Below are 16,326 nucleotides of genomic sequence, written 5' to 3' on the forward strand. Positions count from 1 at the left end.
ATCATATCAGGCCGTTGGCAACAAGCCTACGATAGTGCTCTCCCAACGCAGTAAGCGAGCATGACTTTCTCTCCATCGCCGCGTGCCACATGTGCGGAGCATTGTTAGGTACGAGCAGGTTCACTCGGTTATACCTTTGTAGAATCTTGAAGATGGCGGTGTTTCTAGGGTCGGGCGGCGGAATCGTTTGATCGTTCGCCTGTTCTTTCGTTCGCTCTGGTTCGAAAGACGGGTCTAGCTTTAACTCGTAGCCCGGCGCCGGAAAAAACTCGGCAATCCGTTGGAGGTCGGCTAGCTCTAGAGGCGGTGTTACCTTACGAAGTGAGACGAAAGTCCTCACATTCGTTTTGAAAACCGGACGTTGGGCCCACGGTCCGAGTGACTGGTCAATATGGGCGTACACTCCTCCAGGAGTTACTTCACCCACGAGGTTTGCGGCGGCTCCGCCTAAGGCGTCAATGAACAGATTCGTAAAGACCCCCGCGCCCCCGCCCGGAACCTCCTTGGCATACTGGTCCGCCGTTGATGCGGTCAGAATTGTCATGCCCTCTTTGATCTCGGCTAACCCTTTTCCATCCTCGCGTTGAGCGACTATCCCGCTGTGACAGCTATCGAGAACGATAACCTTGTTCTTCGCACGCGAGCTATTCGCGAACACCATCAAGTCATTGAGTGGCAGGCCGTCCTCGCCACTTTCGCAATCAGCTGCACACAAGTAACCCCCAGTTTCCTCGATGTAGCCATGACCAGCGAAGTAGAAAAGAGCGATATCACTATCACCTGCAAATAACTCCTGCACTGCGTTCCGGAGGATTCTCTTTGTCAATAAACTGTCTTCCCCGCTGCACGTGAGTGAAAGGGTACCGAAGTTGACCGAGCCATCCGCGTGTCGATCCAGCATGGCCTTGACCGCATGCGCATCATTCACGCAACCGCTTAGTCCAGTGATATGCTTGTAGTAGTCAATGCCGACGACGAGAGCCTTGCGCATTTGGCGAGCCAGTAAGGTCAGAGACTGTTGATAAAGCTGGTAATATTATCCCAGGTCCAAACCGCGGTGTTCACGCCCTCGAGTTTTGTTCGGTCGTCTGTATAGGCCCAAATCCCGCGGACCTTCTTTTTCTCCTCTCTTGCGCAATCAATCTCCCATTTTTGGCCCGACGACTTCAGCGAATTCTTGCTTACAAGCACGATAACGCCGTCCGACCGTTTAATGCGCGTGCGGACCTTTTCCTTCCAGTCCGTTTCGTACGCCTCTTTCACTGACATATCGATGTACTCAAATGGCGAGGCTGTATTCAGCGCTTGCCCTTTTAGAAAATCCCGTTGCCGCTCGTCCTCAATCGCAAATGCTACAAAGACAACCTTCTTTCCGGCCATGATCTAATCTCCGATATGTGCGCTGGTAGTTACACGGATAAAATGTCGTCAGGGACGCTTGGAGAGGCGTCATTCAGAGTAGGCTTAGGTCCGAAAACCTGCGGGTGTAGGGTTCGGCTGCAATTTTTCCCTTGCCGAGGTTACGGCATCGATGATCTGCTCGTGAAGCTGTCGCGCTATTTGTTCGAGTTCGGCTAGCGTTCGGCATTTTTGACCGAGAACGAAGGTCCCATGGCTCTGCGTAGTAGCCCTTAGTGGATCTAGCCCCAGCCAGTATGTGTTTCCGTCCTGGCCGTGGGAGTCAGACCATTGCTGGCAGAAAATGATAGTGCGTGCTGGCAACATCGTTTCGATCTCCTCTTTGCCCAAAACTCCGTCAGGCCGGCAACGCGGTGGAAGGGGAAGCTCTATGGTTCGGCCGTTCGAAAGCATGTAGGTTTGTGTTTGTTTTCTTGCAATCTTTGCGTGCTTCGTCTTATCTGTTTTAATTCGATACTGTGGACAAATAGCCCGCCTGGGCTGGAGAACAGCCCCGCCGTCTCGTGTCGCTTCTTTGGTGCAGCGCGAAAGGGATGGCGACGACGTAGGTGTCCAGTAATATTTGGCCTCGGGTTTTGCCCATGGTGCGGAGGAGTGTTACTTGGCCGCTTTCAATAAGCGAATGAGCCAACTCTGAATCCGGGGACTGCGTATCAGCTGGAAATTGTGCTGAGGGCGCCGAGGGAGGCCTCTCCGATACGCCAAGGGCGGCGGTGGGTTGGATCTGTGAGATTCGCTAGCCCGGCGGAAGCATGGCCGAAGTTGCTAAAGAGGGAAAGCGAGCTATGGCCGAAGAAACATGCCCGAACTGCGGTGCTGTATATGAAGTCAAGTACGTGAGGATGCCGATCCCCGACACGGATACAGTCGAATGCGATGTCTGCGGGGAGCGGCTGGCGGCTTGGAGCAACGCCACGCAATGGCCTGAATATACGCTTGTCAAGCGTCCCGACGGTCGATGACGGAGGCGATAATGGCAGCGGTGTTAGGAGTTCGTCAGGACAAGAGCGGAAACTGGCATGTCCGCTATACGGTGGACAGTGGTGGCGAAAGAAGCCGCATCATTTTCAACCCGGACCTTCGCAATTCGGCGGAGGCGACTGAATATGCGCAGCAGCGGCTCGATGATGCAGCAAGCGGCTGGCAGAGCAATAGCTAAGTCGGATCAGTGCTATCCGGACGATTTAGGGCGCCGTGCCGGGGGCACAGGTGTCGCTGCGGGACTGCACCTAACTGGTCGGCTTGATGCTGCTCGTGCTGCGCAAAACATTTGCCTCGTGACGCGAACGACCAGTTCGCGGATATTTTCAACGCGAGTCACTCTGTGCAGCCGCTCTACAAATTCCCTCTTGCGTTTTATCCGAAATCATGCTCTACTCCCCGCATCCCGTCCCGCTGAGGGGGCGCTTCGCGGTCGTCACGGACGTCGGGTGCGGGATGCGGTGGGCGCATTGGGGCGCAGCGTGGGCTTGCTCGCGCGGACGAACGATCCCGGTGCGACGGTGAAGTCGCGTGGTTCTGGCATCCCGGTGCTGATGCCAAGTTGGCGGTGACGAATCGCCGGCGACGGGGGCAAGACAGCCGATCCCCGGGAAGATCGCGTATAAATCGTAACACCATCGCGCAGGGAAGGCCGGGTGATCTCGGCTGAGCCTGTGGTTCTGCCGCGTGCTTTTTGTTGCACGCGGACCATGGGCGGTGTGCCGAGTATGAACGACAGCTTGGAGGTGGAAGTCCTCTATCCAGCCTGATGGCGGCGAAGGATTAGCGAAGCGCAAGGGCGTCATCGCGAGGTGGGGTCTGAAGACAGCGTGGAGCAAAGCCGCGGCCCGATGAACAAACATCGGATGTGAGGCCTACCCGGCCGGACGAGCGAGCCACCAATCGCGAAGTCCACGGTCATCAAGGGGCGGGGTGGTAGATCCGACGGGCATGCGGTGAAGGCGGTCGGTCTTACCTCGGGAGATCTGCGTCGTGTCCCGGCAACGGGACTGAGGTCGTTGCAAGGCGATCTGAACGCGACGCAGAAGTCAGCAGAGGGCATAGTAGGCGGCAGCGTACCGCCGAAGGCCCGAACGATGGAAGTTCTGGTGGAGCGGTGATCTCGCACGACCCAATGCGGCAGGAAGCTCAGAGCAATCTGAACCCTCGCCCCGGACCGAGGGGTGAAGCCCCGCGGGCCGGCGCCGGGGCGGCCGAAGCTCGCGCGGCGAAAGCCTGTCTCGATCAGACGGCGGTCGCGGGACCGTCGATGGAAAGGATCGTCGCACGTGAGAACCTGAAGAAGGCATTGGACCGAGTGAAGCGCAACAAGGGCGCGGCGGGGGTCGACGGGATGACCGTGGATGATCTGCCGGCCTACCTGAAGGTGAACTGGCTCGCGATCCGCGCCCAACTGCTCGACGGCACCTACAAGCCGCAGCCGGTGCGGCGTGTCGAGATTCCGAAGGCATCGGGCGGCGTCAGGCTGCTCGGCATCCCGACGGTGCTCGACCGCTTCATCCAGCAGGCGGTTCTGCAGGTGCTGCAAAGCGAATGGGATCGGACGTTCTCCGAGACGAGCTTCGGCTTCCGGCCGGGCCGCTCGGCGCATCAGGCGGTGGCGAAGGCGCAGACCTACATTGCGTCCCGGCACGCGGTCGTGGTGGATATCGATCTGGAGAAGTTCTTCGACCGGGTCAATCACGACATCCTGATGGGGCTGGTCGCCAAGCGGGTTGCCGACAAGCGACTCCTGAAGCTGATCCGCGGCTTCCTGACTGCGGGCGTGCTGGAGGGAGGGCTGGTCAGCCCGACGGAGGAAGGAACGCCGCAAGGCGGGCCGCTCTCGCCGCTGCTGTCGAACCTGATGCTGGACGTGCTGGACAAGGAGCTGGAGAGGCGAGGTCATCGCTTCGTGCGCTATGCCGACGACTGCAACATCTATGTGCGCAGTCGGAAGGCGGGCGAGCGGGTGATGGCGAGCATCGAGAGATTCCTGGAACGGCGCCTCGAGCTCAAGGTGAACAGGGCCAAGAGCGCGGTCGCCAGACCGAGCCACCGCAAGTTCCTGGGCTTCAGCTTTACGCAGGGGAAGAAGCCGCGCCGGCGCATCGCGCCTGAGGCCATTGCCCGTTGCAAGGCGAGAGTTCGGGAGCTGACGGGGCGACAGTCTGGCCGAAGCCTGGAGCAGATCATCGAGAAGCTGGCGCTGTATCTGAAGGGATGGCGCGGCTACTTCGGGTTCTGCGAGACGCCGTCGGTGTTGCGCAAGCTCGATGAGTGGATCAGGCGGCGGTTGCGCGCCGTCGTCTGGACCCAATGGAAGTGCGGTCCTACTCGCTTCGACGAGCTGCGACGCCGCGGCGTCGACCGGGAGACGGCGCTTAAAACCGCCGGCAACCCACGTGGTCCCTGGCGGCTCGCCAACAGCGCCGCACTGGCCAACGCTCTGCCAAGGTCCTTGTTCGCCTCACTCGGCCTGCCTTTCCTCGCAGCCCGCAAAGCCGCTTAATCCGCCGAACCGCCGTATACGTGATCCGTATGTACGGTGGTGTGGGAGGGGTGGAGTCGCGAGACTCCCCCCTATCCCGATCAGCCTGCACCCGGCCTTCCCTGCGCCCTCGCTTTCCGAGGGTGACGCCTTCTTGAAAAGCTCGGGCGACAACGCGCCGCGAGAACGGATCTCCATGCGACGTGCAAGCTGCAGATGCGGTCGCTACGTCAGTCTCATCGGTCCACGCAGGCTACAGTTGCGGGCCTCGCCCTTCGAGACGCCCGCCTGCGGCGGGCTCCTCAGGGTGAGGAGCGAAGGTGGTGCCCGGAACATGAATCTTGGGCAGGTGAATCTACGATCTCTGAGCTTACCCCTCATGGTGAGGAGCGCCGCAAGCGGCGCGTCTCGAACCACGAGGCCCCCGTGCGCCCCGTAGCTTTCCGGGAACCCGGCCGGTCACACTCCCGTGTGAACCGCGGCCGGCGGCGGGAAAGCCCGCGCAGAGCGGGTGCCTCACGGCTGCCTTTGTGCTAGGTTGAACATCCGGGCAACCTGGAGAGATTGTTGAGCGGCATCACCCCCGAGCCGGCCGGGCCGGCAAGCAGCACGCCCGATGGCCTGACGCATGATGGCCTGGCGCGGCTGAAGCTGGCGCAGGCGCTGAAGCGGGCGCGTCTCGCCATCGCCTGGGAGCGCGGCTGGCCGCATCTCGCTCGGCTGCTTACGGTCGCCGGTCTGTTCCTGATCGTCTCCTGGGCCGGCCTCTGGCTCGGCCTGCCGTTCACGGTCCGCATGATCGGCGTCGGGCTGTTTCTGCTGCTCCTGCTCGGCGCCGCCGTGCCGATGCTGCGCTATCGCTGGCCGACCCGCGACGAGGGCCTGGCGCGGCTCGATCGCGGCTCGGGCATCGCCCATCGCCCCGCCACCGCGCTCACCGACACGCTCACCACGCAGGATCCGCTGGCCCGCGCGCTGTGGCAGGCGCAGCGCGAGCGCACTTTGGCCTCGATCAAGCGCATCCGCGCCGGGACGCCGCGGCCGCGGCTGTCGCTGCACGATCCCTGGGCTGTGCGCGCGCTGGTCGTCGTGCTGCTGGTTGCGACCTCTATCGCGGCCGGTGACGAGCGGGCGCTGCGGGTGGCCTCGGCGTTCGACTGGAACGGCGTGCTGACGCCGGTCACGATCAGGGTCGATGCCTGGGTCAAGCCGCCGCTCTACACCGCCAAGCCGCCGATCATCCTGTCCGCCGCCAACAAGGAGGGCGCGGTGCCGTCGAGCGGCCCGATCGTGGTGCCCCAGGGCTCGACGCTGATCGTGCGTTCCAGCGGCGGCAATCTCGATGTCATCACCGGTGGCGGCGTCGCCGAGGCGGCGCCCGGCGAGGGCGCGGCCGGCGAGGCGGCGCCGAAGGGCACCACCGAGAAGCACTACACGATCAAGGCCGACGGCACCGTTCACGTCCGCGCGCCCTCGGGGCAGCCGCAATGGGTGTTCGCGGCGACGCCGGACAAGCCGCCGGTCATCAGCATGGCCAAGGACCCCGAGCGGCAGGCGCGCGGCTCGCTGAAGCTGTCCTACAAGCTCGAGGATGATTACGGCGTCACCGAAGCCCGCGCCCGGGTCACCGCGCGGCCTGTCGAAAGCAAGGCTGCCGAGAGCAAGACGGCCGACGCGCCCGCCGCACGGCCGCTGTTCCAGCCGCCGGAGTTTCCGCTGGTGCTGCCGAACGCGCGCACCCGCAACGGCGTCGGCCAGACCGTCAAGGATCTCAGCGAGGACCCGTACGCCGGCGCCGACGTCACGCTCACGCTGACGGCCAAGGACGAGGCCGGCAACGAGGGCACCAGCGAGCCGTTCGAGACCAGGCTGCCGGAGCGGCTGTTCACCAAGCCACTGGCGCGGGCGCTGATCGAGCAGCGGCGGATCCTCGCGCTCGACGGCAACCGCAATGCCGACGTGTTCACCGCGCTCGATGCGCTGGCGATCGCGCCGGAGCTGTTCACGCCCGAGCCCGGCCAGTATCTCGGCCTGCGCTCGGTGACCCGGCAGCTCGAGGCCTCGCGCACCGACGATGCGCTGCGCGAGGTGGTGGCGAGCCTGTGGGCGCTCGCCGTCACCATCGAGGACGGCAACATCTCCGACGTCGACAAGGCGCTACGCGCGGCCCAGGACGCGCTGAAGCAGGCGCTGGAGCGCGGCGCCAGCGACGAGGAGATCAAGAAGCTCGCCGAGGATCTGCGCAAGGCGATGGACAACTACATGCGCCAGCTCGCCGAGCAATTGCGCAACAACCCGCAAGCTGCGCAGCGGCCGCTCGACCAGAACACCAAGATCCTGCGCCAGCAGGACCTGCAGAACATGATCGACCGCATGGAGCGGCTGTCGCGCCAGGGCGACAAGGAGGGCGCGCGCGAGCTGCTCGAGCAGTTGCAGCAGATGCTGGAGAACCTGCAGATGGCGCAGCCCAACCAGGGCGGCGACAACGACATGGAGCAGGCGCTCAACGAGCTCGGCGACATGATCCGCAAGCAGCAGCAGCTCCGCGACAAGACCTTCAAGCAGGGCCAGGATTCGCGCCGCAACCGCAACAAGCAGCAGGGCGACCAGGACCAGAGCATGGGCGACCTGCAGCAGGACCAGCAGGCGCTGCGCGACCGGCTGAAGCAGCTTCAGGATCAGCTCGCCAAGCGCGGCATGGGCCAGAAGGGCGAAAAGGGACAGAAGGGTCAGAAAGGCCAGAAGGGGCAACAGGGTCAGCAGGGCGATCCCGGTGATCAAGGCGACCAGGGCGATTCCGGCGACGGGCTCGACGACGCCGACAGCGCGATGGGCGATGCCGGCAGTCAGCTCGGCGACAACAATGCCGACGGCGCGGTGGAATCGCAGGGCAAGGCGCTGGACGCGCTGCGCAAGGGCGCACAGAGCCTCGCCGAGGCGATGCAGCAGGGCGACGGCGACCAGCCCGGCGACGGCCCCGGTCAGCGCGCCGGCCGCCAGCAGGGCGCGCAGCAGACCGATCCGCTCGGACGTCCGATGCATCCCGGCCGCGACATCGACGATTTCTCCCAGAAGATCCCAGGCGAGATCGACGTGCAGCGCGTCCGCCGCATCCTTGAGGAGCTGCGCCGCCGTCTCGGCGATCAGTCGCGGCCGCAGCTCGAGCTCGACTACATCGAGCGGCTGCTGAAGGACTATTGAGGATGGATCGGCCACGGGAGATCATCCCCGTGGCTCACCGTTTTGACCGGAGGCCGCGTCGGTCAGTAGCGTTTCTCGGACAGGATGCGCGCCGCGTGCTGCAGCCTCTCGACAGAGCGTTCGGTGTCGGTGAGGGCGCAGCAGCTGACCAGCGTGTCGATGATGGCGAGCTGCGCGACCCGGCTGCTCATCGCCTCCGGGCGATAGCGCGTCTCGTTGGCGACGGTGTAGAGCAGCACCTCGCAATGCGCCGCCAGCGGCGACTTGCCGAGCCGGGTGATGCCGATGGTGCGCGCGCCCGCCGCCTGCGCCAGCCGCGTCGCCAGCACGGTCTCGACCGTGCTGCCCGAATGCGACACCGTGACGGTCGCGACGTCGGGCCCGGTCATCCCGGCGCTGACCGCCTGGACATGCGAATCGACGATCGCATTGGCCGCCAGCCCAAGCTGCAGCAGGCGATACGACAGATCCTGCGCGATCGGCGCCGAACTCCCGATGCCGTAGATCTCGACGCGCCGCGCCTGCCGCAGCAGCTTCGCCGCCTGCGCCAGCGCGTCCATCGACAGCAGCCGCCGCGTCTCCTGCAGCGAGGCGGCATGCGCCGCGAAGATGTGGTCGGTGACCGTCGCCGGATCATCCCCCCGATGCAGGTCCTCCTGGATCAGCCGCACCGGCTCGATCAGGTCCCGCGCCAGCATGATCTTGAGCTCCTGAAACCCCCGCACCCCGACCCGCCGGCAGAACGACACGATCGTCCCCTCGCTGACGCCGCAGGCTTCCGCGACCTCGGTGATCGACATGTGGATGAACGGCTCCGGCCGGGCGATGACCAGCTCCGCGATCTGCCGCGCTTTTGGCGGCAGCTCGTTCTGCAACTCGCGAATACGAAACAAGATGCCGTTCACGCCCGGCCCAGAACGAAAGGTCGATCCCGTCACGCTGCGCCCCGATACTGAGAAAATCTCATTCAGATTCATTTCGTAAATAAAAATTTCACAGCGCTGTCAAGTCGCGCTGATACGCCAGCGACGTTCGCAGGAGCAGGGCGGGCTCGCCCCGCCAACCCTGAATACGTTCTTCAAGATTTCAAAAGGTCGTATCAGCATGACAACACGTCGCGATTTTCTGGCAGGCGCCACGGCGGCGGCTGCCTTCGCCAGCATCCGCCAGGCGCTGGCCATTCCGGCACGGCGCCGGACCGGCACCATTCAGGACGTCAAGCACATCGTCATCCTGATGCAGGAGAACCGCTCCTTCGATCACTACTTCGGCACGCTGCGCGGCGTCCGCGGCTTCGGCGACCGCTTCCCGATCCCGCTGGAGAGCGGCAAGCCGGTCTGGTTCCAGTCCGACGGCAGCCGCGAGATTCCGCCCTATCACCGCGACTCCACGACCTCCAACGCGCTGGTCGGCTACGGCACGCCGCACTCGTTCGGCGACAGCCAGGCGGCCTGGAATCAGGGCAAGATGGGCTATTGGGCGAAGTACAAGACGCCCTATGCGATGGGCTATTTCGGCCGCGACGACATCCCGTTCCAGTTCGCGCTCGCCGAGGCCTTCACCCTGTGCGACGCCTACCATGCCTCGATCACCACCGGCACCGATCCCAACCGCATCGTGTTCTGGTCGGGCTCCAACTTCAATCCGGCGCTGCGCGCGCAGGGCATCAACTCTACGACCAACGACTCCGAGCCCAACAACCTGCGCTGCTGGCCCAATCCGCACAATTGGGTCGCCGGCCAGCCGCAGCCGCAGGCGACCTACAAATATGTCGGCAGCGACTTCAATTGGGATACGCTGCCCGATCTCCTGAACAAGGCCGGCGTGAGCTGGCACATCTATCAGGACATGAACGACAACTGGACCGGCGCGATGCACGGCTGCCTCGCGTTCTCCAGCTTCCGTCACGCGCAGCCGGGTGATCCGAACTACGTCCATGGCCTGACCGGCGGTCCGGACTATCTCGACCGGCTGAAGGCGGACGTGATGGCAGGCACGCTGCCGGAGGTGTCGTGGATCCTGCCGACGCAGGCCAACTCCGAGCATCCCGGCGGCGGCAGTCCGACCCGCGCCGGCAATTTCACCGACCAGGTGCTGGAAGCCCTGACCGCCAATCCCGAGGTCTGGAGCCAGACCGTCTTCCTGCTGACCTTCGACGAGAATGACGGCTTCTTCGATCATCTGCCGGCACCGGCGGTGCCGTCCTATGACATCAACGGCAAGCTGATGGGCAAGGCGACGCTGCCGCTCGATGGCGAGTATTTCTCCAACTCCGTCGGCAACGTGCTGACCGCGACCGACACGATTAGCGGCAACATCCGTCCCTGGGGCCTCTCCGCGCGCGTGCCGATGTACGTCGTTTCGCCGTGGAGCAAGGGCGGCTGGGTCAACTCGCAGGTGTTCGACCACACCTCGATCGGTCGCTTTCTCGAGAAGCGCTTCGGCATCAAGGTCGACGCCATCAGCCCCTGGCACCGCGCCATCTCGGGCGATCTCACCTCGGCGTTCGACTTCGCCAGCCCGAACGATCCGCGCTTCCCGGAGCTGCCCGACCAGAGCAACTGGCAGGCCTCGGACGCGCACCAGAAGACCCTGCCGGCGCCGGTCGCGCCCGCGACACCGCAGCCGCTGTTTCAGGAGAGCGGTGCGCGCTATTCACGTCCGCTGCCCTACATCCTGCACGCCACCGCGAAGGTCGACGCCGCCGCGGGCAAGGTGAAGCTGTTGTTCGCCAACACCGGCTTTGCCGGCGCCGTGTTCCACGTCTACGACAAGCAGCATCTCGATCTCATTCCGCGCCGCTACACCGTCGAGGCCGGCAAGATGATCGACGATGAATGGAGCGTCGGCAGCGACGGCCTATATGATCTCTGGGTGCTCGGCCCGAACGGCTTCCACCGTCATTTCAGGGGCGACCTCGACAAGGTCAGGCGGCAGAATGCCGCCAACCCCGAGATCTTCGTCGGCTACAACGTGTTCGAGGGCGGCCTGCACATGCAGCTGCGCAACGACGGCCATGCCCGCGCGAGCTTCACGGTGAAGTCGAACGAGATCTATGGGCCGCTGCAGGCCGTCACCGCCTCGGTCTCGGCTGCGCTGGAGCCGCGGTGTCCCGGCTTCGGTCCGCTGCCCGGCTTCCATCCGGTGGGTTTTGGCGCGGTGCCGGGTTTCCGCTCGGCTCCCGACTTCGATGCTCCGGGCTTCGGCTTCGGCGCGCCGACCTTCTTCCCCGGACCGGGCCATGGCGGTCCGTCCACGTCGTGGACGGTCAAGGTATCCGCGCCCGGACGCCACGGCGAGCTGTACTGGCAACTGCGCAAGTCGGGCCATTGGTACGACTTCGTCGTCACCAGCGACACCGACGACAGCTTCTATCGCCGCGTCGCCGGCCACGTCGAGACCGGCCGTCCCTCGTTCAGCGACCCCGGGATGGCGCTGGCCGATCGCTTCTGATCGATGCATCTCATACGAGGTTCGGGGAGGGCGCCCATGGGCGCCCTTTCGCTTTGCTTCAGGCGCTGCCGAGATCGTGGATCGCGGGTGACAGTTGGCCTGAGGAGATGTTCAGCGTCGCCAGCGTGATCGGCAGCTTGAAGCGGCGCGGCCCTGCGCTGCCTGGATTCAGGTAGAGCACGCCGTCGCGCCTCTCGATGCCCGCGCGATGCGAGTGACCAGACACGACGATGTCGATGCCCGACGTTGCAGAATCGATCGCGAGGTCGTGGACGTCGTGCACGACATGGACGGCATGCGTGCCGAGCCTGACGGTCTCGGTCGCAGGATATGCATTCGCCCAGTCTGCCGTGTCGATGTTGCCGCGGATCGCAGTCACCGGCGCGATCAGGCGAAGCCGGTCAACGATCTCGTGCCGGCCGATATCGCCGGCGTGGATGATGTGATGGACGCCCGACAGACATCGCACTGCCTCCGGCCGCAGCAGCCCGTGCGTGTCGGAGATGATTCCAACTTTGAGCATCGTTTCCTGCCGGCGTGATGGTACCGCCTCAGGCGATCGTGAGAATCTCCAGCTCTTGTCCGGTAACCTCGACGACGTCGCCGGCCGACTTGCCCATCAGCAGGCGAGCCACCGGCGAGACGTGCGAGATCATGCCGCGCTTCGGATCAGCCTCATCCTCGCCGACGATCGTGTAGGTCTGCACGCGGCCGTCGCCGCGCTTGAACGTCACCGTGCTGCCGAACGCGATCTGCTCCGTCGATGTCGGCGCCGGCATCACCTGCGCGGTCCGGACACGCGCTGCAAAGTAGCGCGCGTCGCGCAGCGGCAGCGCCGACTCCCGTCGCCGCTCGTTGACGTCCTCGATTTCCTGCGCCGCTTCATAGGCCGCCTGCGCCTCGCGCAACTGCCTCTCGAGCGCCTTGAGTCCCGCCTCGGTGACGAGATTCGGATGCGGCGAGACCGGCCGGTCGGGCAGCTGCGTTTCGGCGGCCGTTTCGGCGCTCTCTTCCTTGGTGAATGCGACGCTCACGCCGGACTCCTGAAAAAGGCCGCGAGATGTCGCGGCCCTCAGGGAGAGATCATGCCGGCTGCGCAGATTTCAAGCCGTGCGCGCATGCGGCGTGCGAGCGCGCTTGACAGAAGCGGCTACGCGCATTCTAATATACGAACTATAGTTCGCAATCCGAACCATACAAATCAAAATGCCGGTCGTCAAGGCCGGCGTCAGTCAGGAAACGTCGGAGCCTCCAAGTGGACGAGGACAGCAAGGCTGGCAAAAGCGTTGTGCAGTCGCTGGCCAAGGGCTTTCAGGTGCTGAACGCCTTCACCAGCGAGGAGCCCGAGCTGGTGCTCGCCGACGTCGCGCGCCGCGCCGCCCTCGACAAGGGCACCACGTTCCGCCTGCTCAACACGCTCGTGATGCTCGGCTATGTCGAGAAGGTCGGCGACACCAGGCGCTTTCGCCTCACGCTCAAATGTCTCGACCTCGGCTTCAACGCGATCGCGCGCTCGGAGCTGCGCACCCAGGCGCGCCCGATCCTGCGCAGCCTGGTCGGCGAGATGAACGAGGCCGCCTCGCTCGCCGTGCTCGACGGCAGCGACATCGTCTATGTCGAGCGCATCCAGGCCGGCCTGGTCCGGCTCGGCGTCGACGTGCGGATCGGCAGCCGGGCGCCGGTCTATTCGACCGCGGTCGGCCAGGCCATTCTCGCGCTGCTGCCGGTCGAGACGCAGATCCAGGTGCTGGAGGCGCAGCCGCGCATCAAGCGCACCGAGACCACGATCACCGAGCTCGACGCGCTGCTGCAGCGTCTGCGTCAGGTGAAGGCGGCCGGCTACGCGCTGTCAAATCAGGAAAATGCGCCCGGGCTGTGCGTGCTCGCGGCACCGGTCATCGATCGCGACGGCATTCCGCTCGCGGCGATCAGCATCGCTGCGCCCACCATGCGCATCACGGCGGACGACTTCGAGCGGCTCGGCGTGGCGCCGCTGCTCAGAGCGGCCGCTCAGCTGTCGCGGGCTCTGGAGGCGATGGGCGGGGCGACCGCGACGGTCTCGAAATGATGAACATCGATGTGACGAAACAGGAGCAAGCATGAGCGTCATGACCAACTTCAAGGGGATCATCCCGGCGATCGCCGTCCCCTTCAACGCCGACCATTCGATCGACGAGGCCGAGCTGTCGCGCTACGCGGCCTGGCTCGGCAAGCGCCGCGGCATCGTCGGCATCATGACCAACGGCCACACCGGCGAGGTGTTCAGCCTCACCGCGAAGGAGCGCGCCGAGGTGACGCGCATCGTAGCCAAGGCGCTCACCGGCATCTGTCCGACCATTTCTTCTGTCGTGTGCGAAGGCATCAAGGACGGCATCGAGCATGCGCTGATGGCCAAGGAAGCCGGCGCCACCGCGCTCGACATCATGCCGCCGCATCACTGGCTGCGCTTCGGCTTCAAGCGCGAGCACTGCCTGGATTATTTCAGCGCGATCGGCGAGGCGACCAGGCTGCCGCTGATCGTGCACGTCTATCCCGCCTGGACGCGCGCCTCGTTCTCGTCCGAGCTGCTCGCCGAGCTCGCCCGCCTCGACCACGTGCAGGCGTTCAAGATCGGCACCCGCGAGATGAACAAATATGCCCGCGACCTCAAGGCGATCCGTGCGGCGGCGCCGCACAAGGCGCTCCTGACCTGCCACGACGAATATCTGCTGGCCTCGATGGTGCAGGGCGTCGACGGCGCGCTGGTCGGCTTCGCCTCGCTGATTCCGGATCTGATCTACGATCTGTTCGCGGCCGTCACTGCCGGCGACCTCAAGCTTGCGATGAAGCTGCAGGGCATGATCGATCCGCTGAAGGACGCCGTCTATGGCGGCGGCGAGCCGACCGGCGAGGCGCATGGCCGCATGAAGGCGGCGATGCAGGTCGCCGGCGTCATCAGCGACGCTACCGTGCGGCCGCCGACGCATGCGCCGAGTGCCGAGGAGATGGCCGCGATCCGCGCCGCGGTCGCGGCTGCCGGTCTGACGGTGCAGGCTGCGGCCTGATTGATCGACAAGCGACGGTCGGGTGTGGCCCGGCCGTCACTCCAGACGACAACGAATAACATTCCGGGTGGACGCTCATGCTGATGATGGATGTCGACAATGCGCCACGGCGCGCCACGGACGCGCCGAACGATGTGCTCATCGCGATCGACCAGCTGTCGAAGACCTACGTCTCGGCCTCGGGCGCGGCCGTCCATGCGCTGAGCCGGATCTCGCTCGACATCAAGCCGGGCGAGTTCGTCTGCGTCGTCGGCCCCTCCGGCTGCGGCAAGAGCACCTTGCTGCGTCTGCTCGCCGGGCTCGACGGCTATAGCGATGGACGGCTACTGCTCGACGGCGAGACGGTCGCAGGGCCCTCGCGCAAGGTCGGCGTGGTGTTCCAGGCTGCCAACCTGCTGCCGTGGATGACGGTGCGTGACAATGTGCGGCTGCCGCTGCGCGTCGGCGGCAAGCATGGACCGGCGGGCGACCGCATCGAGCGCCTGCTTGCCGTCACTGGTCTCGCCGATTTCGGCGACAAATATCCCTACGAGCTGTCCGGCGGCATGCAGCAGCGGGCCGGCATCTGCCGTGCGCTGGCGCGCGATCCCGAGATCCTGCTGATGGACGAGCCGTTCGGCGCGCTCGACGCGCTGACGCGCGAGCGCCTGAACCTCGAGCTGCAGCGCATCTGGCAGGAGAACGGCAAGACCATCCTGCTGATCACCCACTCGATTTCCGAGGCCATCTTCCTCGCCGACCGCGTCATCGTGATGTCGGCACGCCCCGGCCGCATCCTCGCCGATCTCCACGTGCCGATTCCGCGGCCGCGTACCTTCGACGACATCGTGCTGCACCCGGACTATGCACGGCTCGCCAAGGAGGTGCGTGGATTGCTCAACGCGCAGGAGCACGGTCATGACTGATCTCGCCAACGTCGCCGTTTCAGCCATGTCACATCAACCAGCCAGGCCGCGCCGACGCCTCAGCCTGGGATCGCCGATCGCCTGGATCGGTCTCGCGGTGCTGATCCTGAGCTGGATTGCCGCGGTCAACCTGCTGAACATCCCGTCCTACATCCTGCCGAAGCCCGAAGCCGTCGTCCGCGCGCTGTGGTCCGGGCTCGCGGTCAGCCCGGCCAGTCCACTCGGCTATTACCTGCCGCTGTGGAGCACGCTCAGCAACGCCGCGGTCGGCTGCGCCATCGGCGTCGGGCTCGGCCTCGTGATCGGCTCGCTGATGGCGGAGGTCGAAGCCATCGAGCGGCTGGTGATGCCCTATGCGTTCGCGCTGCAGAGCCTGCCCAAGGTGGCGATCGCGCCGCTGATAGTGATCTGGTTCGGCTTCGGCGACGGCTCCAAGATCGCGATCTCGGCGCTGCTGTCGTTCTTCCCGGTGCTGATCAACAGCTTCACTGGCCTGCGCGCCGTCGAGCCGGAGCGCATCGACCTGATGCGCTCGCTGTCGGCGTCGCGTCTCGAGACCTATCGCATCGTCAAGCTGCCGAATGCCGCGCCCTTCATCTTCGCCGGCCTCGACATGGCGGTGGTCTATGCGCTGCTCGGCGCCATCGTCGCCGAGTTCCTCGGCGCGCAGCGCGGCATGGGCGTCGTCATCACCCAGGCGCAGGCGGTCTCCGATGTCGCCGGCGTGTTCGCGGCGCTGATCATTCTCGGCGTGCTCGGCATTGTGCTGCACGGGATCGTGCGCTGGTGCGAGGCCAAGGTCGTGCACTGGGGCGCCAACCGCAAAAAATAA

The 16,326-nt window shown here is 64.8% G+C and carries 14 protein-coding genes; 9 read left to right on the forward strand and 5 right to left on the reverse strand.

Annotated features, from left to right (window positions below; genetic code table 11):
- Position 1: 1 nt before the first annotated feature.
- Both QX121_RS15910 and QX121_RS15915 read right to left on the reverse strand, forming a co-directional pair.
- Positions 2-991, reverse strand: coding sequence for a caspase family protein (locus tag QX121_RS15910; RefSeq protein WP_315812433.1), 990 nt, complete (start codon positions 989-991; stop codon positions 2-4).
- 17 nt (positions 992-1,008) lie between these two features.
- On the reverse strand, positions 1,009-1,380 hold the full coding sequence (locus QX121_RS15915; protein ID WP_315812434.1) for a TIR domain-containing protein: 372 nt from the start codon (positions 1,378-1,380) through the stop codon (positions 1,009-1,011).
- 824 nt (positions 1,381-2,204) lie between these two features.
- Between QX121_RS15915 and QX121_RS31640 the strand changes: the two genes are divergently transcribed.
- The 4 genes from QX121_RS31640 to QX121_RS15930 all read left to right on the forward strand — a co-directional run bounded on the left by QX121_RS31640 (position 2,205) and on the right by QX121_RS15930 (position 8,092).
- Positions 2,205-2,381 carry an MJ0042-type zinc finger domain-containing protein gene (locus QX121_RS31640; RefSeq protein ID WP_409999343.1) on the forward strand — a complete coding sequence of 59 codons (177 nt, stop codon included), beginning with the start codon at positions 2,205-2,207 and terminating at the stop codon, positions 2,379-2,381.
- 11 nt (positions 2,382-2,392) lie between these two features.
- Positions 2,393-2,578 carry a hypothetical protein gene (locus tag QX121_RS15920; RefSeq protein ID WP_315812435.1) on the forward strand — a complete coding sequence of 62 codons (186 nt, stop codon included), beginning with the start codon at positions 2,393-2,395 and terminating at the stop codon, positions 2,576-2,578.
- Positions 2,579-3,535: 957 nt separating this feature from the next.
- The gene (ltrA, locus tag QX121_RS15925) at positions 3,536-4,912 is read left to right on the forward strand and encodes a group II intron reverse transcriptase/maturase (RefSeq protein ID WP_409997696.1); all 1,377 of its coding nucleotides are present in this window, start codon (positions 3,536-3,538) and stop codon (positions 4,910-4,912) included.
- Between the two features lie 546 nt (positions 4,913-5,458).
- Positions 5,459-8,092, forward strand: a complete 2,634-nt coding sequence (locus tag QX121_RS15930) for a TIGR02302 family protein (protein ID WP_315812436.1) — start codon at positions 5,459-5,461, stop codon at positions 8,090-8,092.
- Positions 8,093-8,154: 62 nt separating this feature from the next.
- On the opposite strand, the gene QX121_RS15935 is transcribed toward QX121_RS15930, so the two are convergent.
- A complete protein-coding gene (locus QX121_RS15935) occupies positions 8,155-8,985 on the reverse strand; it encodes a MurR/RpiR family transcriptional regulator (RefSeq protein ID WP_315812437.1) in 831 nt (276 codons plus the stop codon).
- Positions 8,986-9,196: 211 nt separating this feature from the next.
- On the opposite strand from QX121_RS15935, the gene QX121_RS15940 reads away from it, so the two are divergent.
- Positions 9,197-11,545, forward strand: a complete 2,349-nt coding sequence (locus QX121_RS15940) for a phosphocholine-specific phospholipase C (protein WP_315812438.1) — start codon at positions 9,197-9,199, stop codon at positions 11,543-11,545.
- Positions 11,546-11,603: 58 nt separating this feature from the next.
- On the opposite strand, the gene QX121_RS15945 is transcribed toward QX121_RS15940, so the two are convergent.
- Both QX121_RS15945 and greA read right to left on the reverse strand, forming a co-directional pair.
- Positions 11,604-12,068, reverse strand: a complete 465-nt coding sequence (locus tag QX121_RS15945) for a metallophosphoesterase family protein (RefSeq protein ID WP_315795607.1) — start codon at positions 12,066-12,068, stop codon at positions 11,604-11,606.
- 28 nt (positions 12,069-12,096) lie between these two features.
- Positions 12,097-12,579 carry a transcription elongation factor GreA gene (greA, locus tag QX121_RS15950; RefSeq protein ID WP_315795608.1) on the reverse strand — a complete coding sequence of 161 codons (483 nt, stop codon included), beginning with the start codon at positions 12,577-12,579 and terminating at the stop codon, positions 12,097-12,099.
- A 221-nt stretch (positions 12,580-12,800) separates the two neighbouring features.
- Between greA and QX121_RS15955 the strand changes: the two genes are divergently transcribed.
- From QX121_RS15955 to QX121_RS15970, 4 genes are all read left to right on the forward strand, one after another.
- Complete coding sequence (locus QX121_RS15955) at positions 12,801-13,613, forward strand: IclR family transcriptional regulator (protein ID WP_315812439.1); 813 nt, start codon at positions 12,801-12,803, stop codon at positions 13,611-13,613.
- Positions 13,614-13,644: 31 nt separating this feature from the next.
- Entirely contained in the window at positions 13,645-14,589 is a 945-nt protein-coding gene (locus QX121_RS15960; RefSeq protein ID WP_315812440.1) for a dihydrodipicolinate synthase family protein, read from the forward strand.
- Positions 14,590-14,666: 77 nt separating this feature from the next.
- Positions 14,667-15,494: an ABC transporter ATP-binding protein gene (locus QX121_RS15965; protein WP_315812441.1), complete on the forward strand. Its 828-nt coding sequence runs from the start codon at positions 14,667-14,669 to the stop codon at positions 15,492-15,494.
- Entirely contained in the window at positions 15,487-16,326 is an 840-nt protein-coding gene (locus QX121_RS15970; protein ID WP_315812442.1) for an ABC transporter permease, read from the forward strand. Before QX121_RS15965 ends, QX121_RS15970 begins: the two co-directional genes overlap by 8 nt.

The sequence above is a fragment of the Bradyrhizobium sp. SZCCHNR2028 genome (assembly GCF_032380995.1).
GTDB lineage: Bacteria > Pseudomonadota > Alphaproteobacteria > Rhizobiales > Xanthobacteraceae > Bradyrhizobium.

Coding starts and splice junctions, on each gene's coding strand:
- QX121_RS15910 (WP_315812433.1), bottom strand. CDS start 991: ATGCGCAAGGCTCTCGTCGTCGGCATTGACTACTACAAGCATATCACT.
- QX121_RS15915 (WP_315812434.1), bottom strand. CDS start 1,380: ATGGCCGGAAAGAAGGTTGTCTTTGTAGCATTTGCGATTGAGGACGAG.
- QX121_RS31640 (WP_409999343.1), top strand. CDS start 2,205: ATGGCCGAAGAAACATGCCCGAACTGCGGTGCTGTATATGAAGTCAAG.
- QX121_RS15920 (WP_315812435.1), top strand. CDS start 2,393: ATGGCAGCGGTGTTAGGAGTTCGTCAGGACAAGAGCGGAAACTGGCAT.
- ltrA (WP_409997696.1), top strand. CDS start 3,536: ATGCGGCAGGAAGCTCAGAGCAATCTGAACCCTCGCCCCGGACCGAGG.
- QX121_RS15940 (WP_315812438.1), top strand. CDS start 9,197: ATGACAACACGTCGCGATTTTCTGGCAGGCGCCACGGCGGCGGCTGCC.
- QX121_RS15945 (WP_315795607.1), bottom strand. CDS start 12,068: ATGCTCAAAGTTGGAATCATCTCCGACACGCACGGGCTGCTGCGGCCG.
- QX121_RS15960 (WP_315812440.1), top strand. CDS start 13,645: ATGAGCGTCATGACCAACTTCAAGGGGATCATCCCGGCGATCGCCGTC.
- QX121_RS15965 (WP_315812441.1), top strand. CDS start 14,667: ATGCTGATGATGGATGTCGACAATGCGCCACGGCGCGCCACGGACGCG.
- QX121_RS15970 (WP_315812442.1), top strand. CDS start 15,487: ATGACTGATCTCGCCAACGTCGCCGTTTCAGCCATGTCACATCAACCA.